This window comes from Vibrio sp. sp1, assembly GCF_016920955.1.
Taxonomy (GTDB): Bacteria; Pseudomonadota; Gammaproteobacteria; order Enterobacterales; family Vibrionaceae; genus Vibrio; species Vibrio alginolyticus.
Map to the genome: position 1 here is coordinate 2,859,813 of NZ_CP060589.1, position 26,602 is coordinate 2,886,414.

26 protein-coding genes are annotated in these 26,602 nt (G+C 44.8%); 15 read left to right on the forward strand and 11 right to left on the reverse strand.

The genetic code is table 11. The features are described from left to right. The first annotated feature begins 9 nt into the window (after positions 1-9). The 5 genes from cobC to btuD all read left to right on the forward strand — a co-directional run bounded on the left by cobC (position 10) and on the right by btuD (position 5,684). Entirely contained in the window at positions 10-624 is a 615-nt protein-coding gene (gene cobC, locus H9L11_RS13370; RefSeq protein ID WP_017820880.1) for an alpha-ribazole phosphatase, read from the forward strand. A gap of 128 nt (positions 625-752) precedes the next feature. Next, the gene (locus H9L11_RS13375) at positions 753-2,549 is read left to right on the forward strand and encodes a M3 family oligoendopeptidase (RefSeq protein ID WP_205390827.1); all 1,797 of its coding nucleotides are present in this window, start codon (positions 753-755) and stop codon (positions 2,547-2,549) included. Positions 2,550-2,823: 274 nt separating this feature from the next. Then, positions 2,824-3,852 carry a succinylglutamate desuccinylase gene (locus H9L11_RS13380; RefSeq protein WP_005377878.1) on the forward strand — a complete coding sequence of 343 codons (1,029 nt, stop codon included), beginning with the start codon at positions 2,824-2,826 and terminating at the stop codon, positions 3,850-3,852. An 82-nt stretch (positions 3,853-3,934) separates the two neighbouring features. Continuing rightward, positions 3,935-4,930, forward strand: a complete 996-nt coding sequence (gene btuC, locus H9L11_RS13385) for a vitamin B12 ABC transporter permease BtuC (protein WP_005377877.1) — start codon at positions 3,935-3,937, stop codon at positions 4,928-4,930. Beyond that, on the forward strand, positions 4,917-5,684 hold the full coding sequence (btuD, locus tag H9L11_RS13390) for a vitamin B12 ABC transporter ATP-binding protein BtuD (protein WP_082245220.1): 768 nt from the start codon (positions 4,917-4,919) through the stop codon (positions 5,682-5,684). The genes btuC and btuD overlap by 14 nt, the downstream gene beginning before the upstream one ends. 69 nt (positions 5,685-5,753) lie before the next feature. Here btuD and H9L11_RS13395 read toward each other — a convergent pair whose 3' ends face one another. From H9L11_RS13395 to H9L11_RS13405, 3 genes are all read right to left on the reverse strand, one after another. Then, the gene (locus tag H9L11_RS13395; RefSeq protein ID WP_005377875.1) at positions 5,754-6,329 is read right to left on the reverse strand and encodes a nucleoside triphosphate pyrophosphohydrolase family protein; all 576 of its coding nucleotides are present in this window, start codon (positions 6,327-6,329) and stop codon (positions 5,754-5,756) included. Between the two features lie 109 nt (positions 6,330-6,438). Continuing rightward, a complete protein-coding gene (locus H9L11_RS13400) occupies positions 6,439-7,011 on the reverse strand; it encodes a DUF1415 domain-containing protein (RefSeq protein WP_025766766.1) in 573 nt (190 codons plus the stop codon). Positions 7,012-7,100: 89 nt separating this feature from the next. Then, positions 7,101-8,324 (reverse strand): MFS transporter, encoded by a 1,224-nt coding sequence (locus H9L11_RS13405; protein ID WP_085569556.1) that lies wholly within the window; start codon positions 8,322-8,324, stop codon positions 7,101-7,103. A gap of 106 nt (positions 8,325-8,430) precedes the next feature. Between H9L11_RS13405 and H9L11_RS13410 the strand changes: the two genes are divergently transcribed. Next, positions 8,431-9,300, forward strand: coding sequence for a LysR family transcriptional regulator (locus H9L11_RS13410; RefSeq protein ID WP_005389786.1), 870 nt, complete (start codon positions 8,431-8,433; stop codon positions 9,298-9,300). A gap of 27 nt (positions 9,301-9,327) precedes the next feature. Here H9L11_RS13410 and H9L11_RS13415 read toward each other — a convergent pair whose 3' ends face one another. Then, positions 9,328-9,558, reverse strand: coding sequence for a glutaredoxin family protein (locus H9L11_RS13415; RefSeq protein ID WP_005377871.1), 231 nt, complete (start codon positions 9,556-9,558; stop codon positions 9,328-9,330). Positions 9,559-9,696: 138 nt separating this feature from the next. Here H9L11_RS13415 and H9L11_RS13420 point away from each other — a divergent pair, with 138 nt between their 5' ends. Continuing rightward, complete coding sequence (locus H9L11_RS13420) at positions 9,697-10,212, forward strand: M48 family metallopeptidase (RefSeq protein ID WP_086046688.1); 516 nt, start codon at positions 9,697-9,699, stop codon at positions 10,210-10,212. Then, complete coding sequence (gene rlmF, locus H9L11_RS13425) at positions 10,199-11,326, forward strand: 23S rRNA (adenine(1618)-N(6))-methyltransferase RlmF (protein WP_205390828.1); 1,128 nt, start codon at positions 10,199-10,201, stop codon at positions 11,324-11,326. The genes H9L11_RS13420 and rlmF overlap by 14 nt, the downstream gene beginning before the upstream one ends. A gap of 72 nt (positions 11,327-11,398) precedes the next feature. On the opposite strand, the gene H9L11_RS13430 is transcribed toward rlmF, so the two are convergent. The 6 genes from H9L11_RS13430 to H9L11_RS13455 all read right to left on the reverse strand — a co-directional run bounded on the left by H9L11_RS13430 (position 11,399) and on the right by H9L11_RS13455 (position 17,927). Continuing rightward, on the reverse strand, positions 11,399-11,719 hold the full coding sequence (locus tag H9L11_RS13430; protein WP_005397755.1) for a hypothetical protein: 321 nt from the start codon (positions 11,717-11,719) through the stop codon (positions 11,399-11,401). Between the two features lie 70 nt (positions 11,720-11,789). After that, positions 11,790-13,385: a S41 family peptidase gene (locus tag H9L11_RS13435; RefSeq protein WP_205390829.1), complete on the reverse strand. Its 1,596-nt coding sequence runs from the start codon at positions 13,383-13,385 to the stop codon at positions 11,790-11,792. Between the two features lie 364 nt (positions 13,386-13,749). Then, positions 13,750-14,514 (reverse strand): hypothetical protein, encoded by a 765-nt coding sequence (locus H9L11_RS13440; RefSeq protein ID WP_064353850.1) that lies wholly within the window; start codon positions 14,512-14,514, stop codon positions 13,750-13,752. 30 nt (positions 14,515-14,544) lie between these two features. After that, positions 14,545-15,219 carry a GntR family transcriptional regulator gene (locus H9L11_RS13445; RefSeq protein ID WP_005377862.1) on the reverse strand — a complete coding sequence of 225 codons (675 nt, stop codon included), beginning with the start codon at positions 15,217-15,219 and terminating at the stop codon, positions 14,545-14,547. Positions 15,220-15,371: 152 nt separating this feature from the next. Continuing rightward, positions 15,372-16,904: an aldehyde dehydrogenase (NADP(+)) gene (locus tag H9L11_RS13450; protein ID WP_017820890.1), complete on the reverse strand. Its 1,533-nt coding sequence runs from the start codon at positions 16,902-16,904 to the stop codon at positions 15,372-15,374. Between the two features lie 21 nt (positions 16,905-16,925). Continuing rightward, complete coding sequence (locus tag H9L11_RS13455; RefSeq protein WP_086046690.1) at positions 16,926-17,927, reverse strand: 4-hydroxyproline epimerase; 1,002 nt, start codon at positions 17,925-17,927, stop codon at positions 16,926-16,928. A gap of 109 nt (positions 17,928-18,036) precedes the next feature. Between H9L11_RS13455 and H9L11_RS13460 the strand changes: the two genes are divergently transcribed. From H9L11_RS13460 to H9L11_RS13490, 7 genes are all read left to right on the forward strand, one after another. After that, positions 18,037-19,266, forward strand: a complete 1,230-nt coding sequence (locus H9L11_RS13460; protein ID WP_205390830.1) for an FAD-dependent oxidoreductase — start codon at positions 18,037-18,039, stop codon at positions 19,264-19,266. Between the two features lie 151 nt (positions 19,267-19,417). After that, positions 19,418-20,491 carry an ABC transporter substrate-binding protein gene (locus tag H9L11_RS13465; protein ID WP_054576452.1) on the forward strand — a complete coding sequence of 358 codons (1,074 nt, stop codon included), beginning with the start codon at positions 19,418-19,420 and terminating at the stop codon, positions 20,489-20,491. Positions 20,492-20,578: 87 nt separating this feature from the next. Further along, entirely contained in the window at positions 20,579-21,553 is a 975-nt protein-coding gene (locus tag H9L11_RS13470) for an ornithine cyclodeaminase family protein (protein ID WP_205390831.1), read from the forward strand. A gap of 56 nt (positions 21,554-21,609) precedes the next feature. Continuing rightward, the gene (locus H9L11_RS13475) at positions 21,610-22,524 is read left to right on the forward strand and encodes a dihydrodipicolinate synthase family protein (RefSeq protein ID WP_054730115.1); all 915 of its coding nucleotides are present in this window, start codon (positions 21,610-21,612) and stop codon (positions 22,522-22,524) included. A gap of 73 nt (positions 22,525-22,597) precedes the next feature. After that, positions 22,598-23,719 (forward strand): ABC transporter ATP-binding protein, encoded by a 1,122-nt coding sequence (locus H9L11_RS13480; protein ID WP_054730116.1) that lies wholly within the window; start codon positions 22,598-22,600, stop codon positions 23,717-23,719. After that, positions 23,716-24,996, forward strand: a complete 1,281-nt coding sequence (locus H9L11_RS13485) for an ABC transporter permease (protein ID WP_054730117.1) — start codon at positions 23,716-23,718, stop codon at positions 24,994-24,996. Before H9L11_RS13480 ends, H9L11_RS13485 begins: the two co-directional genes overlap by 4 nt. A gap of 2 nt (positions 24,997-24,998) precedes the next feature. Next, the gene (locus tag H9L11_RS13490; protein WP_006741629.1) at positions 24,999-25,847 is read left to right on the forward strand and encodes an ABC transporter permease; all 849 of its coding nucleotides are present in this window, start codon (positions 24,999-25,001) and stop codon (positions 25,845-25,847) included. A 120-nt stretch (positions 25,848-25,967) separates the two neighbouring features. Here H9L11_RS13490 and H9L11_RS13495 read toward each other — a convergent pair whose 3' ends face one another. Next, positions 25,968-26,402: a hypothetical protein gene (locus tag H9L11_RS13495; protein ID WP_042521922.1), complete on the reverse strand. Its 435-nt coding sequence runs from the start codon at positions 26,400-26,402 to the stop codon at positions 25,968-25,970. Between the last annotated feature and the right edge of the window lie 200 nt (positions 26,403-26,602).

Consider the following 26,602-nt stretch of genomic DNA (forward strand, 5'->3'; position numbering starts at 1 on the left):
TGGAACAAAATGAAAACACTCAATATCTATCTTGTGCGTCATGGAAAAGTAGACGCTCCACCAGGACTCCATGGCCAAACAGATGTAAAAGTTACGCCTGCTGATCAAGAGAGTATTGCTCGGGCTTGGGCCGAGAGTGGACGAGGTGTGGGTGGAATAATTTCTTCTCCGCTTTCACGCTGTCAAGAACTGGCAAACATCATTGCTGAACAGCAATTATTACCAGTAATGACGGATGAGTCTTTACAAGAGATGGCATTTGGTGATTTTGATGGTATGCCTTTTGATATGCTCACTGAGCAGTGGAAAAAGCTAGATGCTTTTTGGCAATCGCCAGCACAACATACGTTGCCGAATGCTGAGAGCTTAAGCACATTTTCTGAGCGCATATGTCGCGTTTGGTCTCAAATCATCAACGATATCAATGACAATCTACTTATCGTCACGCATGGTGGCGTCATTCGTATGATTCTTGCTCATGTATTGGAGTTAGATTGGCGTAACCCAAAGTGGTATTCGACGTTGTCGATAGGAAACGCTTCTGTCACGCATGTAACAATTACCATAGATGAGCAAATTTACGCCTCGGTGCGTTCGATTGGCGTACCTCTTTTAACTCGTTAATTTATAAATATTAAAATGCCCAGAACGATATTGCTTACGGGCATAGTCACGGAAGATGTCAGTGGAAGCCCATCTGCTAGGTGCAGGAAGCGAAAATTGACTCAGTTACTTAAAAAGGAAATATAGAAATGACAACGCCGAGTTGGGATTTGTCCATCGTTTATAACGACCTTTCTGACCCACGAATTCAAGACGATATTGCTCTTGTGGAACAATGTATTGATCTTTTGAATAAACAATCAGCAGATTGTGGCAACGTAGAGATCATGCAAAATGCGATTTTAACCAATGAAGCCGCGAGTCGTTTAGCGGGTACAGTTGCAAATTTTGCGAGTTGTTATGCTTCTGTTGATGCAACAAACGCCGAAGCGAAATCGTTACTTGGTAAAATGACCCGCATCTTTTCGGAGCTTTCCCAAGCGTTCAGTCCCTTTGATTTGACATTAACTCATGCCGACAAAGAGTTTATCTTGCGCGTGTTAGACCATGAGAATCCTGATATCAGTGGGCAAGCTTTTTCTATCTTGAATTCTAGAAAGTTGGCGGATACTCGTCTTAGCAACGCAGAAGAACAGTTACTGGCTGCGATGAGTGTGGATGGCAAATCGGCTTGGGGTAACCTATACGATAACCTGACTGGCTCATTGAAAGTGAAGCTTGAGTACACAGATGGTAATAGTGAAGAGCTTGGGTTTTCTCAAGCGGCAAGCATTCTTTATGGTTCTGAATTCGAGCGTCAAGAAGCCGCGTGGCGAGGCGTACAAGATGCAATGCAAACGCACCAAGAATCATTCGCTGCGATTTTGAATGCGTTAGCAGGATGGCGCTTAACTGAAAACAAAAAGCGTTCTACGAAGCGTGAAGTTCACTTCCTAGAGCCGAGTTTGCATGGTAGCCGAATCCAAGCTGAAACTTTAAATGCGATGATGACCGTAGCCAAAGACAGTCGAGCTATTGGTCAGAAAGCGGGTTTATTGATGGCGCAAGTACATGGTCTGGATGAGATGAAACCTTGGAATCATCTGGCGGCTATGCCTGCTTTGAGCGGTGAAGCGAAGGTTTACGACTTTGATGAAGCGATTGATGTTATTTGTGAAGCATTTGAAACAGTAAACCCTGAGATGTCGGAGTTTGTCCGTTTGATGGTACAAAATGGTTGGATTGATGCCGCGCCAAATGCTAACAAGCGTCTTGGCGCATACTGCACCAAACTGCCAGCAACGCGAACACCACTTGTGTTTATGACTTGGAGTGGCAGTCGGTCAGACCTTATGACTCTGGCACATGAACTTGGCCATGCGTTCCATAACTGGGTTATTCGTGATTTGCCACTTTGCCAAACTTACTACCCAATGACGTTAGCAGAAACCGCCTCTATCTTTGCAGAAAACATCGTTCGTGATCATTTGATTTCGAAAGCGGAGAGCGTTGATGAAAAGCTCGAGATGTTGTGGGAAGAGTTGTCATCTGCGCTAGCTTTAATGATCAACATTCCGGTTCGCTACGAGTTTGAAAAATCGTTCTATGAACGCCGCCAGGATGGAGAGTTAACCGCAGATGAATTCTGTGAGTTGATGTCAGAAACTTGGAAAGAATGGTATGGCGACGTAATGAGCGAACCGGATCCGTACTTCTGGGCAAGCAAGCTGCACTTTTCTATTGATAGCGTGAGCTTTTATAACTACCCATACCTATTTGGTTTCTTGTTTAGCAAGGGTATCTATGCACAGCGAGAAAACAAAGGCGAAGCGTTTTACACCGATTACATCAATTTGCTGCGCGATACAGGCTGCATGATGGCGGAAGATGTCGTCGAAAAGCACCTGTCGATGGATTTAACCCAGCCAACGTTTTGGCAGCAGAGTGTTGAGCTAGTGCGTGAAAAAGTCGATGAGTTTGAGCGTTTGCTCGCACAGCGCGGCTAAGTTTTTCGCAGTGTTGATGCATAATCTGCTTTATAGCTACAAAAATTTGATCAAATCATAATGATCTTAATCAGGGCTGTGGTAAAGTTCACAGCCCTAACACTTTGTAATTGTTTGAAAATTAAACGCCTCAATGCTTGATTTGAGTGCCTGGCGCGAAAAGGCATCGGATTTTCGAGGGAAATAGTGATTTCTACTCATAAGTGAGATCGCAGCAACAAAAATCCTTTGTACAATTTATTAACATATCCGCCGTGCTATTAAGGAGTAACGCATGACGAAGTCTCTCTTTCGCCAATCGTTTTTAACTGACACGTTAGATGTTCATATTGATGTTGCACCAGCGGAGCAGGTGCTTTCTAACGGTGTAAAACTTAAACTCTATCAGCGTGGTGTATTAGAAGTAATCCCTGCGAATTATACTCAGGATACGAAGAACATCATCATCTCTTGTGGGGTTCACGGAGATGAAACCGCACCGATGGAGCTGGTGGATTCCATTATTCAAGACATAGAATCTGGGTTCCAGACGGTCGATACCCGTTGTCTGTTCATTATCGCTCACCCAGAGTCCACTCTGGCGCACACGCGATTCCTTGAAGAAAACCTCAACCGTTTGTTTGACGAAAAAGAACACAAACAGACAAAAGAGCTTGTTATCGCCGATACGCTTAAGCTGCTTGTTCGAGATTTTTATCAGGATACCGACCCGACAACACGCTGGCACCTTGATTTACACTGCGCGATTAGAGGCTCGAAGCACTATACGTTTGCAGTAAGTCCTAAGACTCGTCATCCTGTGCGCAGCAAAGCATTGATCGATTTCTTGGACAGTGCACACATTGAAGCAGTGCTCCTGTCAAACTCACCATCGAGCACGTTTAGCTGGTACAGTGCCGAGAACTTTGGTGCGCAGGCTCTCACAATGGAGCTTGGCCGTGTGGCTCGTATCGGTGAAAATGACCTCGATAAACTGACCGCGTTTGATTTGTCTTTACGTAATTTGATTGCGGAAACGAAGCCAGAACACTTACCAAAACCATGCATTAAGTATCGCGTAAGTCGCACAATCGTTCGTTTGAACGAAGACTTTGACTTTATGTTCGACGACAATGTTGAAAACTTCACCTCATTTGTTCACGGCGAAGTGTTTGGTCATGATGGCGACAAACCATTAATGGCGAAGAATGAAAACGAAGCGATTGTCTTCCCGAACCGCCACGTCGCAATAGGTCAACGTGCAGCTCTGATGGTTTGTGAAGTGAAAACCCGTTTTGAAGAGGGTGAGTTGGTTTACGATTAATCCAACATTGCTTTGAGAAGTTAATTGCAATTTACCGAGGCTTAACTGTAAGGTTAAGCCTCGTTTGTTTTTATCGGCCGCTATGGATTTTCAACAACTTATCCTGAACAAGGAACGACGCTGGCAACGTAACCTGATGGTTATGTCGATCGTGCTCGCTGTACTCTCTGCCATTCACTTGATGGTCGGAGAAATTTTCCTTTCTCCTTTTCAATCCTTATCTGCATTTGAACAGAAGTTATTGGTGGACTTGCGTTTACCGAGGTTAGTGTCTGCGGCAATTATTGGTGCTGCGTTAGCGGTATCTGGCGCGACGTTACAAGTGTTGCTTGGGAACGTGTTGGCTGAACCTGGCGTGCTCGGTATATCTGGTGGTGCAAGCTTAGCAATGGTCTTAATCATGTTCGCGTCACCTGTTCTTCCTACCCCGATTGTTTTTATGTTGGCAGCGATTGCAGGCTCGATGGTCTTCACGTTTGTTTTGGTGGCGATAGCAAGGGCAATGCACCTGACGACGGCTCGATTGCTTTTGGTTGGGGTCGCATTGGGTATTTTATCGAGCGCGATTGTGACGTGGGCTTTTTACTTTAGTGATGATCTTAGCTTACGCCAACTGATGTATTGGTTAATGGGCAGTATTGGCGGTGCGAGTTGGTATCAACATACCGTTACCTTGGTGATGTTACCGGTGCTCATCTGGTTATGTTGTAAAGGCAAATCGCTTGATAGATTGATGCTGGGTGAGATTCATGCGACCCAATTGGGTGTCGATGTGCATCAAATGCGTTGGAAACTGATCCTCGCCATTTCTGTTTTGGTGGGTAGTTCAGTCGCTTTGGGTGGCATCATCAGTTTTGTTGGTTTGGTGGTGCCGCACTTGTTGCGTTTGGCTTTTGGTACGGAAAACCGTTATTTATTGCCACTTTCTGCAATATCTGGTGCTGCGTTGCTTGTATTTGCTGACATCGGCGCAAGACTGTTATTGGACTCCGCAGAGTTACCTTTAGGTGTCATGACAACATCGATTGGCGCACCTATTTTCATCTGGATGCTGGTGAAGAGTCATGATGCACGTTAAACATATGTCGGTTGGTAGTCGATTATTGCCTCTTTCTTTTGAATGCAAAGCTGGCGAAATCGTACATGTAGTTGGGCCTAATGGTTCCGGTAAGAGCACTTTATTGGCTGCGATTTCTGGTACGTTAAGTCACCGAGAGGGTATGAGTGGTGAAGTGTACGTTGGCAACAAAAACTTGCTTACTTTACCGTTGTCAGAGCAAGCTCATGTTCGAGGTTATTTGTGTCAGCAATCGCGCCCAGCGTTTAATGTTGATGTGTTTCAGTATCTCGCTTTATCTCTGCCAAGTGGTGCTGAGATTGCGGATATCAAAGTGCGTGATGCCGTGAATATGGTGGTGGAGCTGGTACAACTGCAAGATAAGCTTCATCGCAGTATTCAAACATTATCCGGTGGTGAGTGGCAGCGTGTCCGATTAGCAGGTGTATGTTTGCAGGTGTGGCGTACCATTAATCCTTTTTCGCAGTTTTTAATTTTGGATGAGCCAGCAGCACCGTTAGATATTGCGCAAGAGGGTCTGCTCTATCAATTGATTAACGCTATGGCGGCGCAGGGGATTGGAGTATTAGTTGCTAATCACGATCTCAATCGCACATTAAAGCACGCAGATAAAGTATTGCTGCTTAACAACGGTGTGCTGCACTCATCAGGAAATGCCGATACTGTGCTAACGGAAGAAGCTCTCGGGGAAGTGTTCAATACTCAAGTCAAAAAGGTCATCGTAGATGAGCAACCTTATTTAATCTTTGATTAGTATTTAGGGACAACAAAAAACGACCTACTTGAGGTCGTTTTTTTTAATCGAGATAGCCAAACTCAACGCTTATTGAGTTAACGGTTTTAGATCTGCTGGGCGGTAGTAAACAGATTTGAGTACTTTGCCTTTACGAATGGTTTTACCTTCCGATACGAAATCTTCGGCGCATTTCGCGATGATGTATTCACCTTTCTGCACCGCCATCAACTTGATGCCTTGTTCCGCGTAGAATGCTTCTGTTTCTGAGTACTCTTGCTCGTTACGGCATACTTTGCTCATGTTGCTTGAATGGACTTCATCCCAGCAAGGAATAAATTCGATACCACGGTTTACCGCAACGTTTAATAGAAGATCAATTAAGTAGCTGATCGCCAGGTTGTCTTCTACTTTGCTGTGGCCAAGATGAACGAGACGGCCCATTAATACATACACGCTGTCTACGATGGCATCTGCTTGCTCAGTTTTACAATCTGCTTCTGCTAGCTCTGTTAGCTCTTCGATCGCCAAAGAGGTGTGTAGTGTGTCTGCTTGCGTATCAAGGCTTGCAGCGTCTGCGACTGGTAAGTCGAACGTACTACGGAACTCGGTGATATCACGGTATAAGTGATCAAAAATCTCTTGGGTTAGCTTTGACAGTTGCATTCTAATTTCCATTGAATCGATTGAAGCGGCAATGATACCAAACCGCACTTTGAACCCCAAGGGCATTGCATCTAACTGGTGATAAATCTGCCTTTGGGAATGGTGGTGCTTAACGAAATAGGTAAGGGAACAGCTTTTTACGTTCTTCCTCTGAAAGGGCGGAAACACGAGCGATGTTCGTATCGGGAATGGATTCAGGATCAGGATAGTGTTTTAGTACCTTTTCCATACTCTCTTCGCGAATCAAATGGAAGATCGGGTAAGGAGAACGATTGGTTAGGTTTTCGTCGTCTTCAGGCCTTGCGCCGCCAAAACAGTAATCAGGATGGAAAGTCGCTACTTGGAAAACACCTTCCCAGTTTTGCTGCTTAATTAATCCTTCAACCCAATCTATGCAAAAGTTGTAGTCCCAGAAATCTTGTAGCATGTTGGGAACCACAACCAACGTGGTCTCAAGTTGTTCGGGTTCTGTGTTACTCAGCTCAATCAGCTGCAATAAAATATCTTCTAGAAGCGCTTCTTCTTGAGTCGCTTCACTAACAAAGATTTTGATTTGTTTATTACGTTGCGGCTTGGCAGCAAATGGACAAAGGTTGAGACCGATTACTACATCGTTGAGCCATTGATCGACCTGTTGAGTGATCGCTTCGATATCTGTGTTTTGTGTTGAACGCGTTGACATACGACTTTCTGGTTTTTATTAAAGTAGCGCAAGCATAGCAGAGTTGGTTATCCAAGTAACCAGAGAGGTATTACGCAAATGAGCGTACCTTAGCTACTCTTTAAACTCGCAGCGTCAGGTGTTTGGTCAGTATGCTTTCTTTTGGCAATGTGTTTCAAATACGCAATTGCAGCAAACATCGCTAGGTAGACTGCGCTTCCTCCCATAAGAACACTCGACCAACCACCATGTTGCCAACAATAAAGAAGTAAGAATCCTCCTAAGCTACCGCCTACGTAGTAGTGTACTAAGTAGAGCGCTGTCGCGGTGGCTTTGGCGCGAGTGGCGTTCTGACCGACCCAACCGTAGGCGAGGGTATGAGTAAAGAAGGCACCAAAACTTATCAGCAACAACCCAAATAGCATTGCAGTCAAGCTTTCAACCGCCGCAATCCACATCCCCGCCATGCTCACTATCGCGCCTAAGAACATACCGAGGATTGATGAATAACGTTTACTCCAGTGGCCTGCGCAACGAGAGGAGAAAGTCCCTCCCAAGTAACAAATAAAGATCAGTGAGGCCAACCCGACGGGCACATTGTGAGGTTCACTCACCAGACGGAAACCCATGACGGAGTAAAGGTTGACGAACAAAGCAAAGTTGAGTCCTCCTATCAGCATTGCGAACCACACGCGTTGGTTTTTAAAATGACCAATAAGCGCACGATTTTGATGGCGCAAGCTGCTTGATGACGGGGTGAAGTTGCGCTGTGTTGGCAATAAATAGTGAACGCCAATGACACCAAGAAGAGTGAACACCATCATAACTTCAATGGCGACATCAACACTGAAATTGTCCGCCAATAAGCCGCCGCTAATACGCCCTGCAATACCGCCTAATGAGTTAGCCGCAATGTACGTTCCAATTGCCATCGAGAAAGCGTGCTTGTCGAGCTCTTCTGCCATGTAAGCCACGGCGACTGCAGCAAAAGCTGCGAGCGCGACACCGATCAGTGCTCGACATACCACCAAAAACAGAAATGAGTCACCAAATAGCATCAAAGCGGAAAGGGTAGGAATCGAAAACAGACCAGCCATCATGACTGGCTTTCTTCCCACTGATTCTGACAACACAGCCATTGGAACGAGGCTAAAAGAGAGAGCGAGTGTTGAGGCCGCAAATAACCAGTTCACTTGCGTTTCTGAGATCGTGAAAATTTGAGCAAAAGTGGGCAGCATTGGCTGTAGTAGGTATAAATTTGAAAAAACCAAGAAGGAACCAAGCGCTAGCGAGAGCGTAATGCGTTTGTATTCCGGTGTGCCAAAACTGACCATGAATCCTGCCTAATGTGAGCAAATGGAGAGACTGTGATCAATCTATCAGTTCGTTATAAATTAAAAAAATATATTAAAAATATGGACACCATATATTTTTGATCTAATGGAATCGAAACAACTTAAACATTTTCTGGCGGTCGCTGAACACGGAAACATTACCCATGCGGCGAAAGCCCTGCATATTGCCCAGCCCGCATTAAGCATTTCTATCAAAAAGTTTGAGCAGTCTTTGGGCGTTACCCTATTTCGCCGTGATGATAAAAAAATCAGCTTAACGAAAGAGGGCGAAACGTTATTTGTACATGCTAAGCGGGTGATTCAACAGTTGCACGACGCGCAGCTCGCGATTGATGAGTTGAAAGGTTTAGCGAAAGGCGAAGTAAGACTAGGGACGCCATCAATGATGGGCAGTTATTTCTTTCCACGAATTGTGATGGCGTTTAAAAGCCAATTCCCTGAGTTAAAATTGACCTTGGTCGAAGCTGGAACTCAATCGATTCGTCGTATGCTGCTCAATGGTCAACTCGATATTGGTGTGATCAGTTGTGATAATGTGCCTGATGATCTAGAAACTGACCATTTGTTTACTAGCCAAATGGTCGCAGTTGTTTCACCTGAGCATGAGTTAGCCCAGCGACACGCTCTTACTTTTGATGAGTTCTTTGAACACGATTTGGTTATGTTTCAGCATGGCTATTTTCACCGCGAATTTTTGGATCAGGTGAGTGAGGAGCATGGGTTTACCATGAAGTCATCATTCGAGACCAACTTACTGCCTTTGATTTTGAGTATTGTAAAACAAGAGTTTGCGATTACCGCGTTACTGGAATTGGTGACTCAACATGAGTCGGGCGTTGTTGGCTTACCGTTTGAACCACCAGTGACGCTGGATCTGGCACTTGCTTGGCGCAAGCAGGGGTATTTATCAATAGCAGATCGAACGTTTATCGACTTTATCAAGCGCTACGTTTAAACGCAGCGCAGATTCATCGTCCGAGCACTAGTCGCCTTTGTACATCTTCTCGAAGTTCTTTGGGTTCCAGCCAATCATTACCCGATCACCAATTTTTAAAACTGGCACTGAACGAGCACCAAGCGCATCAAGTTCTTTGCGACCGCGTTGCATCTTAGCATTGCACAAACGATAGTTAATATTTTTCGAATCCAGATAACGTTGAGCATCTTTGCAGTGAGGGCATTTGTCTTTGACGTAAAGGACGACACGTTTCATTGAGTTTCTCTCCATTATCATTGGGAGGCGAAGTTTAACGGCCTTTCACCATAAATGAAAGGCGAAAGCTAAGGTGAAACTGTCCTTTATCTCAGGTATATTGAGCGCCTTTATTTTGTCATAACAGACGTTAACTCTATGCATCCGTCACTTCGATACATTCAAGGCTACCCACAAAACATCGTAGAGCAGGTGAGCTCATTGATAGCGAGTGGCAAGTTTGTTCCTTGGTTCGAAAAGCGTTATCCCGATAGGCACCAAATCAAAAGCGAAAGGGCGCTCTATGAGTACGCCATGGCAATCAAAAATCGCTACATGAAGAAAGCCGCGCCAATCAGTAAAGTTGTCTACGATAAGAAAATTCACGCGGTAAACAATGCGCTTGGTTTGCACAGTTTAATCAGTAGAAACCATGGTGGTAAGCTTAAGTCGAAAAACGAGATTCGCATTGCCAATGTATTTAAAGATGCGCCCGAGCCACTATTAAGAATGCTGGTGGTACATGAGTTGGCACATACTCGTGAGAAAAACCACGACAAGGCGTTCTATCAGTTATGTTGCTGCATGGAGCCTGAGTATCACCAACTCGAATTTGATGCTCGTTTGTTTATGATTTACCTCGATTTAAAAGCGAATTTGAATGAAGAACAATAATCACAACGCGAAGCAAGCAAAACCAAAGGCTTCAATGGCGGGTCAGAAGAAAGACGCGAATAAAGACAAGCCGAAGCGTGTTAAAGACAAAGTTGCGCGCAAATCCCCTCAGCCTGCAGGAAAGAGCGAAGTCGAGTTCATAAAAATAGCGAAGAATGGTTTGCATGAGCGTAATGTTCATCGAGGTCGTTACGATTTTAAAAAACTCGTGGAAAGTGAACCACAGTTAAAGCCATTCGTTATCAAAAATCCGAAAGGGGAAGACTCCATAAACTTCTCTGATCCTAATGCTGTTAAAATGCTCAATAAAGCATTGCTTGCTGCGTATTATGGTATCGAGTTCTGGGACATTCCCGACACCTACCTTTGCCCACCGATTCCGGGCCGCGCTGATTACATTCACCGAGTGGCAGAACTACTTGATGGTGAAGTAAAAGGTCAGTACGCGCACCAAAAAGTGAAAGCGTTGGACATTGGCGTGGGAGCAAACTGTATTTATCCGATTGTTGGTGTAACAAAATACGGTTGGCACTATACGGGCAGCGATGTCGATCCAAAATCCATCCAATCGGCTCAAACGATCGTAGAGCACAATCGTGTTTTGACGGGAAAAATTGCATTAATACAGCAACACAATGATGCCAATATTTATCGAGGTATCATTCAACCGAATGATCGTTATGATGTGACGACATGTAATCCGCCATTCCACCGTTCGGCGGAAGATGCCGCTATGGGCAGCCAGCGTAAAATCGATAATCTAAAAGCAAACCAGCGTAAGAAAGGACTAAAACCTCAAACCACACAAGTAAAGACAAGTAAGCCTGAGTTGAATTTTGGCGGTCAAAACGCTGAATTGTGGTGTGAAGGTGGAGAAGCGGCGTTTATCCGAAAAATGGCGAATGAAAGCCAAGCTTTTGCCGCGCAGGTCTTGTGGTTTACAACACTCATATCCAAAAAAGACAACGTTCGCCCGATGCGCAAGCAGCTTGAAAAATTGGGTGTGAAAGCCATTCGTGTGGTTGAAATGAGCCAAGGACAGAAAGTGAGCCGCTTTGTAGCTTGGTCATACATGGATAAGCAACAGCGCAAAGCATGGATTGAACTAAAGTAACGTTGACCGTTTCACACTGAACAATAAAGTAGGAAGCCCGCTGATATCAGCGGGCTTTTCTTTTTGGGAGATCTAAAACTTAATGATGGGCTCACAATCTAGTGAACTGAGAGAGACAAAAGTATCTGTTTTGGCGTAGTACAAGCCACAGGTTTCACCTCTTATCTGCAACGTATATTGGTCTGGAAGATCCGTATAGCTGCCATCCAACAGTTGATTGTTGTTCCCTTTTACTCGCCCTTTTTCAATCAATAAATGCGGTGAAGATTCAAATACGTTATTTGCGATTCTAGGTGCTGGTGTCCCTTGGATTTCTGCGATCGCGTTTTGAATTTCTATGACTGTTTCTGGAGAGTTCTTTTTACTCAATGCTTCAACGGGTTCTTGTGACATAGCTTGACATCCTATCAAAGAAATCGAAGTCCCTAGGAAAAGCGCAACCCGAATCAGCATTCGTAAAAAGTTAGTTGATCTCAACATGAATTGCCTCTGTTCGTAGCGGAGAGCGAAGATCGCTTAGCTCCGGAGATGAAATGTTACGCGGCATGGCGTTGAAACTTGAAGGGGATGCTGGCGGACAGGTTCCTGTTTCCATGTAGTTTAGCGCCGCAGAAAGCATACCTTCAGACGGATCGCCTAATGGTTTTGTTAGGTCGTCATTGACCCAGCAACCTTCCACTCTATTGTTTAAGCCTAGCTCGGTATTGATTTGGCTCTTTGGAGTAGGAATAAAACCATCAGCGAAGTCGCCAAATTTTTTCTCGTTCGCCGACTTGAACTGAATAGTGTAGTACATAGTGCCGCAGTTTTGTTCTGGTGAGAACCCATACGGTTTACCTGTGGTTGTTGAGCCTATTTGGATAACCTCCACATCAATGCCGCGCAAAGCGTTGATTAGCAGTTCACTAGAGGAAGCCGTGCCTCCTGAAGTCAGCACATATACGCGCTTTTTGTTCAGTGTCGGAAGCACTTGGTCCGAATATTTCTGTGCTGCCCAGTCTATTGCTAGACTTGTAAAGCGATAGATGTTATCCCCATCTTTAATGGTACGCATCACTTTGTCATTGTGAATCAATTCACTGAAGACTCGGTTCTGACCAGCACCGCTTAGCATGTAGCCTACTTGCGAGGACTGAAGGACTAAACCACCGCCGTTGTAACGTAAATCAACGACGATCTCGTCAACATTCTCTGCTGAGAGCGTACTGAATGCCTCAATAAGCGGGGCTTGAGCGCTTGGTTCAAAGGAGTTGTATTGCAGATAGCCGATCCGCATACCATTGTGTGTAATCACTTTGGCATTTTTAACTGGAGAGGTCATGACATCAGAGGCGGTAAGCGTCACGGTTTTCTCTAGACCGTCAACACTCTCAAATGTGAAGGTGTAATCTTGATTGATGTCAGGGTTAAAGAGCGTTTTGTTGATAAAATCAATGTCGGACTGACTACCGGTGTTAACCACATCAATATTATTGATTTTCAAAAGCTTATCACCACGAGCAATGCCGCTTCTATCAGCTGGCGAGGCTTCTTCAGTGTAGGAAATACGAACGTCTCGAGGTTGTACGCCACGTAGGAATGCCCAGTTAAAACCAAATCCAGCAACTAAACCGGATTGCGATGATTTCATATCATCCTCATAAGGGACGGTAAAATGGAAGCGATCTTTTGGTTTACCCGTCGCGGTAGTAGCAGAGGTGACCAGCGTATTGAAGTAATCAGTAACAGTTTTGTAGTTTGCTGGATTATTATCAGGAACCTCGTCATACCATAGATACGTTTCGTTAGTAAAAGCTCTTAAAAAGAGTTTTTCGTGTAATGCAGAGCCCAATTTATCTGGATAGGCGGCATAGTTGTCATATGGGTCCAGTCCGACGCGGGGCGTTTCACATTGGTTGATAAACGTTTTCGACGATTGGCTAAAATCATGAACTTTCCATGTTGGACCGTTTGCACTGCTAGTGGACGGAGTAGGTGATGAGCTATCACCGCCGCCACCGCCACAGCCTTGTAATAATGCGAGAGTGACTGCCGTTGCTAAAGAATACTTAAATTTCACTTTTCTATGTCCTTATAAATAATAGAATTATAATTATGTGTTTTGCTTTTGTTTTTATTAGCTAGGTGAATGTATTAATTTAATTTGTTCGTCTGCAAATTTATAGTTAAATAGTGTGAGGTAAATAACGTAAAAAAGTTGTCTTTTATCCTTAAGCTAAATTAGTCATTACTTAAGTTTTCTGTCTATTTCAAAAGATCTAACAAGACAATTAATAAGTGTGAAATTAAGACAAGTTCTTAGTTGACTAAGCGATGCTTGCTAAATAAAAATCAGAATTAGATTCAGGAAACGCTTTGAATCAATAATTTGGTAGGGGTATATGATGTTATCTGGGATTTGTTTGATTTATTTGTCTGATGCTTTAACTTAATTTAGTGAGTTGAGCGACGTGCTTTAATAGGCTTCCGTCAATGTTAGGTATATCATCAGCGAAAAATATCTGAGCACCGGGAGTGCAGCGCATTAATATATTTGTTAGTTCACCTTCATTGTTGGAAGTGTTAACTGCGTTAAGTTTCGCTAATTTATTACAAAGCTCGTCCTCTATTTGCACTTTCTGCTCTTCGGTGAGCCTAATGCGACCTATACATACGCCTGGGTTGATATCATGAGAAAGCGAATCTTGTTGAAATCGCTCTTTGAATAAGGTGTCTAATGCCGTACCTTCTTCCATAATAAATCGACGACCAGAACGGTAAAACAAGCCGTCTCCGAAGTTTTCGACATATCCTAGAATTTCCGCGATACGCAAATAGAATCGTAAGCTTGTATCAGAAAGTCCGTAAGTTTGGGCTATCTCTTGCGGTTTAATATCACGAGAAGTCAGCATATAAATAAAATCAAGTAAATAAGGATGCTCAACGAAAAGGGCGCTCTCTTCATCTGTTAGCATTTGCTCGTTTTGGTGCTGAAGCTCGTTGGCTAAGGTTGCGAGTTCGATGAGATCGGTATTCAGGTAGTTCAGATAAATAAGTACTTTATCCAAACCTAAAGCTGGATTATGTAGGTGGCGTTTAATACTAGATAAAGGGATGCCACTTTTCTCTGACAAGGAATTGTAGCAAAGCCCTTCTTCTTTAATCTTTTGTCGTAGCGCTGCAAGTAAAAACTTTGGTCCAACATTCATCCTTGAATATCACCTTATTCGTTATTCCATTTACTGGCTGATATTTTGCCTTTCAAGCAGCAGGTTTCGAATCGCTGTGCCTGCTTCTAGAATATGCTTTTTCAGTAGGTACTTGGCGCCTTCGATATCGCGATTTTGGCACATTTCAAACAAGCTTAAGTGCTCTTCTTCTGCCTTTTTAATGCCTGTAGTAAACAATAGCTGCATGCGTATGTATCGGTCACACTTTGTGTTCAGGTTGTAAATGACGTCCATAGTTTCAGGCATGTTGGCTGGCGCATATAGGGCTTTGTGGAACTCGTAGTTGTAGTTGCTCCATTCTTCTACTTCGTCGCCACTGTTCACTACTGACTCGAAACGTTCGCGAACTTCGCGCGCGCGTTCAAGGTCAGCGTCTGTCATATTTTGAATCGCGCGCTCTAAAATGTGGCATTCCACGACAGCGCGCAGTTCAAATAGCTCATTGATTTTCTCTGGAGATAGCTCAGTGACCGTCGCACCTTTGTGAGGTTCAAAGCTAACGAGTCCTTGTGCTTCCAATTGAACTAACGCTTCACGCACAGGAATTCGGCTAACATTAAACTCTTTTGCTAACGCATCTTGACGTAAAGGTTGACCAGTTTTTAACTCGCCCTTCAAGATCTGAGTTCGAATTGCTTCCTCAACGAGCTGAGTACGCGTTTTAAAAACAGGTTTCTGTGACATTGAAGTCTCCCGTGAAATTAATATTGTATCCAATCCATTTTACTTTAGTAGTTTATTGTTTTTCTGGCACAAACCAACTAGGAAAGAAGGTTTTGAGAAGTAGAGTGAAATAAAAGGCATCAGTTGATGCCTTTTTGAGCCATCTGGTGATTTTATTGGGACACACTGCCATCTATGGCGCGTTGAATACCCAGTGGGTTCGACGCTTTTAATGAATCCGGCAATAAAGATTCTGGTAAAGCTTGATAAGCGACGGGACGCAACCAACGATGAATAGCCTCTGCCCCGACAGATGTTGAGGCAGAATTGGTTGAAGCCGGATAGGGTCCACCATGAACCATAGCGTAACCAACCTCGACGCCAGTTGGCCAACCGTTGAATACAAGGCGTCCGGCGATTTCTTCCAAACTTGGAAGCAGTTGCTTGGCTTGTTCTTCGTCTTCAGCGGTAGCGTGAAGGGTTGCGGTGAGCGAGCCAGTCAGTGAATCACTCAGTTTCAACATGTCATCGAAATCTTCACAGATTACGATCAACGATTGAGGACCGAATATTTCTTCTTCCCATTGCGGGTTTTTACGCCAGTTTTTACTGTCCGTCACGAACAGTGCTGGTGCGACATTGGTCACTTCTGCTTGTTCAGAACGAGTTACGTTAATGCCTGTTTCGGAAGCTCGCTTATCCACTTCGGATTCATACGTTTCTCGGATTCCTTGCGTTAGCAAAGTGGCCGTTGATTGTTGTCGAATTAACCCTTGAGCGATTTCGATAAAGGCTTGCGTTTCTGGGCTATTCAAGACAAATACAACGCCTGGTTTTGTACAAAATTGTCCACAGCCCAAAGTCATAGAAGCCACAAACTCTTCAGCCAATGAGGCGTTTGCTCGTATGGCTGAAGGGAGAATAAATGTTGGATTAATCGCCCCTAGTTCACCATAGAAGGGGATTGGCTCTGGTCTTTGCTGAGCTAGATTGAACAGCGCACGGCCACCACCGACGGAACCTGTAAACCCAACCCCTTTAATTTTTGGATGGGTAACGAGTGCTTGGCCAAGTGCGCGTTTGTTGCCTTGCAATAGCGTGAAGATGGCTTGCGGTAAGCACTCTTTCTCAAGTGCAGCCTCAATACACTCTGCAACAAGTTGACTGGTGCCAGGGTGGGCGGTATGGCCTTTTACAATCACAGGACAGCCAGCTGCCAGTGCCGAAGCCGTATCACCACCTGCCGTAGAAAATGCGAGCGGAAAATTAGACGCACCAAACACGGCGACAGGGCCAATTGCGATTTGCTGACGACGAATATCTGGTTTCGGCAGTGGTTGACGGTCTGGGTTTGGCGTATCGAAAATTGCTTGATGGTGATTACCCGAGCTCACAACCTCGGCAAATAGTCTTAATTGGCTCGCTGTACGTCCTATTTCACCGCTTAAACGTGCTTCGGGAAGGGCAGTTTCTAAATGAGCACGAGCAACGATTTCTTCACTCTTCACTTCCAATTCAGAGGCGATAGAGCAAAGTAAGCTCGCTCGCTTTGCATTGCTTAGTTGGCGAAACTCACGCGCAACGTTTTGGGCGGCTGAGGCGGCTTGATTAACTTCTTGCTCTCCATGTACCGGAAACGCAATAGGTAGAGGCTCACCAGTAAAGGCGTTGACTGCGTAAAAAGTGGTTGGTTCTTGTGGGTTCATCATTCTTCCTTACTATCCTTATTACTTCACTTCAAATCCGTACGCATATGGGTCTTCATCGTCTACCCATATTGTGTTGTGACCGTATACTTGTGCCCATCCTTCAATACTTGGCAAAATAGCGGCTTTGCCATTCACTTCGGTAATGCCTTCTATACGTCCTTGAAATAGGCTGCCGATGATACTTTCGTGAACAAAGTCTTCTCCTTGATTGAGTTTGCCTCTTGCATGCCATTGCGCCATGCGTGCACTTGTGCCCGTACCACATGGCGAGCGATCCAACGCTTTGTCACCGTAAAACACAGCATTTCGAGCGGTGGCGTTTTCTTGAGTGGGCTCTCCGGTCCATAGCACATGAGAAACACCGCATACTGTTGGATCTTCTGGATGTACGCACTCAACCGCTCGAGATACCGCTTCGCGAACTTTTGGTGAAAGCATCAAAATTTCATCTGGAGAGTAGTGTTCAAGTCCGGCGTAGTTTTCTTGAGGATCGACGATTACGTAATAGTTTCCGCCATAAGCAACATCGACAGTGAGCTCACCTAAGCCCTCTATGTCCACGGTTACGTCTTGGTGGGCAAGGTAAGCCGGTACGTTAAATATCTTTACCGACGTGACCTTGTCACCTTTTGTTTGGTAGTGCACTTCGATTTGTCCTGCTGGGACATCAAGTATCAAACGACCTTCTTTTTTGGGAGTGATAAGGCGATTTTCGATAGCGGTGGTGACGGTTCCAATGGTGCCGTGGCCACACATTGGTAAGCAGCCACTGGTTTCAATAAACAGAATAGAAGCGTCTGCGTTATCACTGCAAGGAGGCAAGACAACTGACCCCGACATCATTGAGTGTCCGCGAGGCTCAAACATGAGTGCCTGACGAATCCAATCATAATGCTCAAGAAAGTATTGGCGCTTTTCGCTCATGGTATTGCCTTCGAGTGGAGGCACACCGCCTGCTACCAGCCTAACTGAGTTGCCGCAGGTGTGGGCATCAATACAGAAAAAAGTTCCTTGTCTCATTTTTCGCTCCTTGCTGAAAAAATGGTTGAATTAAGCAATAGTGATGTTAACGTAATGTAAAATATATTGTATACAATCTACGTTTTCAAGTGTGACTCGGAGCATATTTATGTTGGTCAAGGATGAAACTAAAAAGGAAAGGATCGCTGTGATAGGTGCGGGGATTATTGGCTTATCAATTGGCTTGAAATTGCAGCAGCAAGGTTATCAAGTCACGATTTTTGATCCCAATGACGTGGGGAATGGATGCTCTAAGGGAAATGCAGGCCATATCGCGACTGAGCAAATCTTCCCTCTTGCAACGCCAGCGCTGCTTCCACAATTACCTAAAATGCTGCTAGATCCCAAAAGTCCGGTTTCGATCCGTTGGCAAGATATTCCAAACACAATCGGGTGGATGATTCGTTTTCTATTACAAACCAAGCCATCAGCCGCGGAGCGGGCAAAAAACGCGATTAAGAGTCTTAACGAGCGGTCAGTGGCAAGTTGGCGTGGCGTGCTTGATTCAATCGGAAAAGCGCATCTAATAAAAATGAATGGTTCATTGCTCACTTTTGAAAACGAGAAACTGTTTCAGAATTATCAAAGCACGCTTAACTCACTGGCTAAAAACGGTGTGGCGTATCAAGTTTGGACACAAGAGGAGATTCGAGAGCGGATACCTGATCTCAGCCATAAGGTTCGTGTCGGCGTCTTTTTTCCCGATACAGGTCATACGCTAGACCCCTATCAGCTCTGTGTTGAGCTAAGTGAAGCTTTTGAAGTTATTGGCGGTAAGGTTTTACAAAAAGATGTATCTGCGTTGGCGAAAAATGGCGAGGTGCTGGTTGAGTCTCAAACGTATTCATTTGACCGAATCATTGTTGCTGCTGGTGTACATTCTAAGCCTTTGATACGGCAGCTAACCGGAGTCAAAGTGCCTATTCAAGCCGAGCGTGGTTATCACCTAATGGTGGATGACAAGCGTGATGTACTGCCATTTCCTATTAGCTCTGCAGATAGAAAATTCATCATGACTCCGATGTCTGGCGGGCTACGCTTGGCAGGCACTGTTGAGTATGCCGATGTAGAATCACCACCCAATATGAAACGTTCAGAAATGCTTTTTCAGTTAGGTGATGAGATGTTTGAATCGGAGTTAAATCCACTCAAGCAAGGAGAAAAGTGGATGGGGAATCGGCCTTCAACAGTCGACTCGTTACCGGTTATTGATAGCATTTGGGATGGAAATGTATTACTGGCATTTGGCCACCAACACCTTGGATTAACTCAAGCGGCGATTACGGCAGATCTCCTTTTAGAGCTTATCGAAGGAAAGCCGACATCGATTGATCTATGACCTTTTTCATTACAACGATTCGCCTGAAAAAATTTAATATTAAATATTGTATAAAATATATTAAATGCTAATGTTAACTTAATTTTAACAAAAATGGTGTCCAGCAGCCGTACTCGGATGCCTCCAGAAAAACAACCAAAAGGAGTAAAACATGTCACGAATGACCAAAGCACCATTGGCGCTGTTGATTTCAGGAATGCTGTTGGGGACCTCTGCTTATGCTGAAGACAAATTGACGGTCGTATCTTGGGGTGGTGCATTCACCAAGAGCCAAGTGGAGGCATATCACAAGCCTTTCATTAAAAAAACAGGTGTCGAGATCGTATCCGAGGATTTCAGCGGCGGATTAGCCGAAATTAAAGCGCAGGTGGAAGCGAACAACGTGCGCTGGGATTTGGTTTCTCTCGACAAGCCAGACATTGTTCGTGGTTGCGCCGAAGGGTTACTAGAACCAGTGAACCCAAGTATTTTGCCTCCGGGCGCAGATGGAACACCAGCACAAGAGGATTTTATTGATGGTGCGATTCACGAGTGCGCAATCAATACCATCGTAGTGTCCACTGTATTAGCGGTGAACGAAGACGCGTTTAAAGGTAAGGCTTTGCCTAGCAAGTTGACCGATCTCTTTGACCTAAAAACTTTTCCAGGTCGACGTGCATTGCAAAAACAGCCTCAGGGTAATCTTGAGTGGGCACTATTGGCTGATGGTGTAAAGCCAGAAGAGGTCTACAGCCTGCTCGAAACCGAAGCGGGGCGTGAGCGTGCTTTTGCTAAGTTGGATACGATCAAATCAGAAGTGCTGTGGTGGACAACAGGTGCCCAGCCACCTCAAATGCTTGCAGACAAAGAAGTGGTGATCGCCTCGGCGTTTAACGGCCGAATCCACAATGCCCGTAAGGATGAAGGTCAACCATTTCGGATTATATGGGACCGTCAAATGGGTTACATGAATGGATGGGCGATACCTAAAGGGAGTGAGAACACAAAGCTTGCATTGGACTTCATTGCTTTTTCTTCAGGAACAAAACCATTAGCTGATCAAGCTAAGTACGTTGCCTATGGGCCTACGCGTAAGTCGTCTTCGGCGGAGGTGAACCCAGACATTTTAGCGAACCTTCCTACCGCACCTCAAAACTTCCAAACCGCCTTCCTGATTAACGATGAATGGTGGTCAGACTACGCAGATGAACTCAATGAAGAGTTCAACACCTGGCTGCTTAACTAGGCGTTAATTTTTGTATGGGGCCGAGTTTTCATCCATAAGCGAGGTTCCGTACTTTTCCTCAACTGTATTTATGTTTTCGGAGAAATAATGAAAGTCATCGAAGCACAGCAAGTCGCGCAATGTTTAACAATGAAGTCTCTTATTGAAACGATGCGTGAAATGTACTCGCGGCCAGCAACAATACCTCAACGCCGAGTCATGCCCTTAGAAGAGGGAGAATACGAGGCGTTTGCGCTACTTCCAGCTTGGAACCAGGAGTTGATTGCGGTGAAAGCCTTTACGTATTTCCCGCATAATCCCGAGCAAGGCAAAGATACGCTTGCATCTAAGCTGCTTGTTTTCAGACGAAACGATGGTGAGCCGCTCGCACTCGTGGACGGTAAAGTTTTAACGTTTTGGCGCACCGCCGCAGCTTCTGCGTTGGCAGCGGACTATTTGGCGCGTCCCGATGCTGATCGTCTGTTGATCTTCGGAACGGGCAATCTTGCGCCTTATTTTGCGTGGGCATACGCTGCGGTTCGCCCACTTAAGCAGGTTTATATTTGGGGGCGTAACTCAGACAAAGCCGAGGCGACGGTAGATGCCATTGTGTCATCTTCAGAGTATCAGTCGCTTCCTGATGAGCGTCGGTTCCGTGTTTCAGTCGTAGAAAATGTGGACCACGTTATCAAACACGTTGACATCATCAGCTGTATTACTGCATCAGCAGAGCCTTTGTTTAATGGCGCAGACGTGCAGCCGGGCACCCATATTGATTTGGTCGGTAATCATGACTTGGACAAGCGTGAATGTGACTCCGAAGCAGTGCAACGAGCACAGGTGTATGTTGATAGCCGTATTAATGTATTAGCCGAAGCGGGCGATCTTCTCATTCCAATTCAAGAGGGCGTATTCACGTCAGACGATATCAAAGGGGAATTACCGCAGCTTTGCGCCCAACAAATCTCAGGACGTCAAAACGATGAGGTCATTACTTTATACAAATCAGTTGGCAGTGCTTTGGCTGATTTGGCCGCTGTAAAGGCGGTGTTGTTAGAAAATGGCATAGATAGCCATGTCTGAGCATTTTTGCTCGTTCATTTAAATTGCATACAATATACATATAAGGAAAGTAGTTCATGAAAATTGATTGGAAAGGTGTTTATCCGGCGGTCAGTACGCAATTTCGTCAAGATCAGTCAATCGACTTAGACGCAACGCAAACTGTTATAGATAACCAAATTAAAGATGGTGTGAATGGCATTATCTGCTTGGGCACTGTCGGTGAGAACTGTGCGTTGTACCCGGAGGAGAAACGCCAGGTCTTGCAAGCGGCAAAAGAAGTCGTAAATGGCCGTGTGCCTTTGATTGCTGGTACAGCAGAGTCTATTACCACAGCAGCTGTTGATTACATGCAGGATGCGTACAAAATTGGTATCGATGGTTGTATGGTGATGCCTGCCATGGTTTACCGCACGTCTGAGAGCGAAACGTTCGAATATTACCGCACGCTAGCAAAAGCAACGCCAGAAATGCCAATCATGATTTATAACAACCCGGTTGCTTATGGTGTCGATGTAAACCTCGATATCATGGTGAAACTGGCTGAGTTTGAAAGCATTGTAGCTATTAAAGAGTCGACCACTGATACTCGTCGTATCACCGAGCTTTACAATAAATTTGATGACCGCTTTACCGTGTTCAGTGGTGTTGATGACATCGCTCTTGAATCATTGATGCTAGGTGCGACCGGCTGGATTTCTGGTTTAACCAACGCATTCCCAGAAGAGTCCGTTGCGATTTATAAACTGGCAAGCCAAGGTCGTTATGCTGAAGCGTTAGAGATCTACCGTTGGTTCTTACCCCTACTGCGTTTAGACACCATTCCTACGCTGGTTCAGTGCATAAAATTGGCCGAGCAAGTCTGCGGACGTGGCTCTGAACAAGTTCGTGCGCCACGCCAACTCTTACAAGGTGAAGAGCGTCAACAAGTCATTCAAATGGTTGAACATGCGTTAGAAACCCGCTTAGACCTATCCAAATACAATCTGTAATTGTGCTGTTTAGTAGAGCGTTAACTGACGCTCTACTCATTCGTAATATTCAAAAAATGAGAAGAGGGAAGTCATGAGCACGGAAAACAAGGACTATGTCAGCTTTCAACACGTTAAGAAAACCTACGATGGCACGAATTTGGTGGTGAAAGACTTCAACTTAGATATTGCTCCTGGAGAGTTTGTTACTATGTTGGGGCCGTCAGGATCGGGCAAGACCACTTGCTTGATGATGCTAGCAGGTTTTGAAACTGCGACCGGTGGAGACATTTATATTGATGGCGTTCCTGTCAATCATCTCGCGCCGCACAAGCGCGATATTGGTATGGTGTTTCAAAACTATGCGTTGTTTCCACATATGACCATTGCTGAGAATCTTGCGTTTCCTTTAAAGGTGCGAAAACTCGACAGTGACACGATTCAAAGCAAAGTTCAGAGTGTATTAGAAATGGTCGAGCTTGAGCATGTTGCGACTCGATACCCAAAGCAGTTATCAGGTGGTCAACAACAGCGTGTCGCGTTAGCGCGAGCATTAGTGTTTGAGCCTAAACTAGTTTTGATGGATGAACCACTAGGCGCGTTAGATAAGCAGCTGCGTGAGCAAATGCAGATGGAAATTAAACATTTGCATGAAAAGCTTGGTATCACCATTTTGTATGTGACGCACGATCAAGACGAAGCTCTCACTATGTCCGACCGTATTGCGGTTTTTAATCACGGCGAAGTGCAACAACTCGCGACACCAACCGAGCTTTATGAATCTCCGAGTAATACGTTTGTTGCACAATTTATCGGAGAAAACAACCAACTCTCAGGTTTAGTCAAAGAGTGGAACGGAAAGTATTGCCAAGTGCTCGTTGGGAAAGAGTCATTTACTGCGAAACCTGTCAGAGTCTCTGAGCAAGGGCAGAGAACAACACTTTCCATTCGACCAGAAAAGATTGTTATTCAACCAGAGAAAGCGTCTTGCGAGAACCAAGTCTCAGGCGTCCTACGAGAATTGATTTATCACGGTGATCATTATCGTCTGGTCGTCGAAGTAGAGAGCGTTGGTCACTTCATCGTTAAAGTACCTAACGATAATCGTAAACACTTGCAGTTAACGCCTGGCGCAATTTGTCGTATTGGTTGGCAAAGTGACGATTGCCATGCTCTTGATGGGACACAAACTCAAAGTAGCGAGGTAGCAGCATGAGTCGAGAGCTAACCGCATTAGATTCTGTATTGGAGATCGAACGCCAAGTTCATGAGCAAGAAACCAATCTGAAAGCGCAGTTGCAAAAGGCGGAGCGCCGAAAAAAGCTTCGCTCCATTATGCTCACAACGCCATTGGTGTGTTTTATTCTGCTTACGTTTGCTTTTCCTATCCTCGACATGCTTTATCGAAGCGTGGATAACCGAGAAATATCCCTTTCACTACCACAAACTATTCAAGCCTTAGAAAGTTGGGATTATCAAGGTCAGCCTCATCAAGAAGTCATTGAGGCATTCTCTGTTGAAGTACTTGCGCTTTATCAAAGCAAAGAGCTACCGAAAATAGCCAACCGGATGAATATTGAAGAGTCTGGTATGCGCAGTTTACTCATGAAAACCGGCAGAAAGTTGTCTCGTTTGACGTCGCTGCCGATCTCGGTGACACAGCTAGCTAAGCTGGATAAGCGTTGGGCTAATCCTAAATATTGGGCGGCGTTTAAGAATCTTAGTGGCGCATTAACATTCAGTCACTATCTTGCAGCGCTAGACTTGCAAGTGAATGAGTTTGGAGACATTGAGCCCCAACCAGAAAAACGCCAAATATACGTCGACCTTTTCTTTAAAACTTTTTGGATGTCTATTTCAATCACCTTAATTTGTTTGGTGATGGCGTACCCCGTTGCTTACCTGCTTGCCAATTTACCTGATAAGCGCGCGAACTTACTTTTAATTATTGTGCTGCTGCCATTTTGGACATCATTGTTAGTCAGAACCACGTCTTGGATTGTTCTGCTGCAAAACCAAGGGGTCATTAATGATCTCCTTATTTGGTCGGGTTTTACTTCTGAGCGAATTCAGATGATTCACAATACCTTCGGAACGGTGGTGTCTATGGTGCACATTCTGTTGCCTTTTATGATCCTGCCTCTGTATAGCGTAATGAAAGGAATTAGCCCAACTTATTTCCGTGCCGCTCGTTCTCTAGGCGCGACGCCTTTCATTGCGTTCATCAAAGTTTATATGCCGCTTACGTTACCGGGGATAGGTGCGGGGGCCTTGCTTACTTTCATTCTTTCTATTGGCTTCTACATTACGCCCGCTTTGGTTGGTGGAAGAAACGGACAGATGATCTCCAATATGATTGCCTATCATATGCAGACATCACTGAACTGGGGGATGGCTGGCGCATTGGGTGGACTGCTTTTGTTCGTTGTACTGGTTCTGTTTTATATGTTCAACCGTGTGGTTGGCATTAGCAACCTTAAGGTAGGGGGATAACCATGGCATTACCAAACTATGCATCAAAAGTAGAGCGAGTTGCTTACGCAGGTTACTTAGCTTTTTGTGGGGTGGTGCTGTTCTTTTTAATCGCTCCAATTCTGACCATCATCCCGTTATCGTTTAATGCAACGCCTTACTTTACTTTTACCGAGGGGATGTTAAACCTTGACTCGGCAGCGTATTCTACTCGCTGGTATCAAGAAATGTTTACTAGTGATCAGTGGCTGTTGGCGCTGAAAAACAGCACGTTTATTGCTTTTATGGCGACACTCGTTGCAACAGGGCTAGGAACTCTGGCGGCGTTGGGTTTAGCCAGTAGTAACTTGCCTTTTCGCAATACGATTATGGCGCTGTTGATCTCACCCATGATCGTACCAGTCATTATCTCTGCTGCTGCGATGTACTTTTTCTACACACGTCTTGGCTTATCACAAACTTATCTAGGCGTCATTTTGGCACACGCCGCGTTAGGTACGCCTTTTGTTGTCATTACCGTTACTGCGACCTTAAGCGGCTTTGATCATAGCCTGGTAAAAGCGGCGGCTAGCTTAGGCGCAAACCCTGTTTATACTTTCAGACACATTACCTTTCCGCTGATTCGTCCGGGGATGATTTCTGGCGGCTTGTTTGCCTTTGGCACATCGTTCGACGAGGTTGTGGTGGCGTTATTCCTGACTGGGGCAGAACAAAAAACCGTTCCGAGGCAGATGTGGTCAGGAATTCGAGAGCAAATTAGTCCGACCATATTGGCGGTCGCTACGTTGTTGATTTTTATGTCGGTGTGTTTGCTCGTGACATTAGAAGTTTTACGTAGACGTAATGTACGCATTCGAGGCATTCAAGAATAACCAAACTTTTGCTTTGTTGGTCACTTTGCACTTTTGTTTAGGGGCACCTCAATTTTTGATCAAATGCGCCTCATTGTAGGCGCTTGTCTTTTGTGTTTATCATCAGCGATGACTGACATGTCACTCCTGTAGATTAATGCCAGCCTGCTCGAAACGTGCCAAAGGCGACTTGTTTGATCGCTGATACCAACTAGCTGGCATGTTTGGTTTAAGTCGGGCTTTCTCTTCCTTGCTAATCACAACATAGTGCAAAAACGCATTAAGTGTGGTTACCATCACGTTAAACGTCATTTCCCCATCTTTGCTGATGGATTTCAATAACCCAACGACGGTTTCCTCAGAGACTAACGGTTCAACCACCGCCTTTTTTCGCTCTTTTATTGATGTTGAAGCGGGCAGTCTTGCACGTGCCGTCTCCCAGCAAACTTTGTTGGTTTTACTGACAAGGTTGTGCTTGTAGCAGTAGTAACTGAATAAAAAGCGTGGCAGGTTTTGCCAGCGTTCGGCTTGCACTTCTAACCAAAGGTGTTGTAGCTCAATATCAGCGTCGGTCATAGGAGTTGTTTAGCAAAAAGAAAAGAAACCATTTTATAGCTTTTGTGAGGAGCAATAAAAGATATTTGAATGGAAAGATAAACAACTAGTTGATCAATATTATTAAAGCAAATCGATTTCTGGCAAGCCCGTGCAACGGCAACTCGAGTACCAAAAACTGATACCGCCACATCTAGTTGTTAACAAAATGTTTCTTCTTG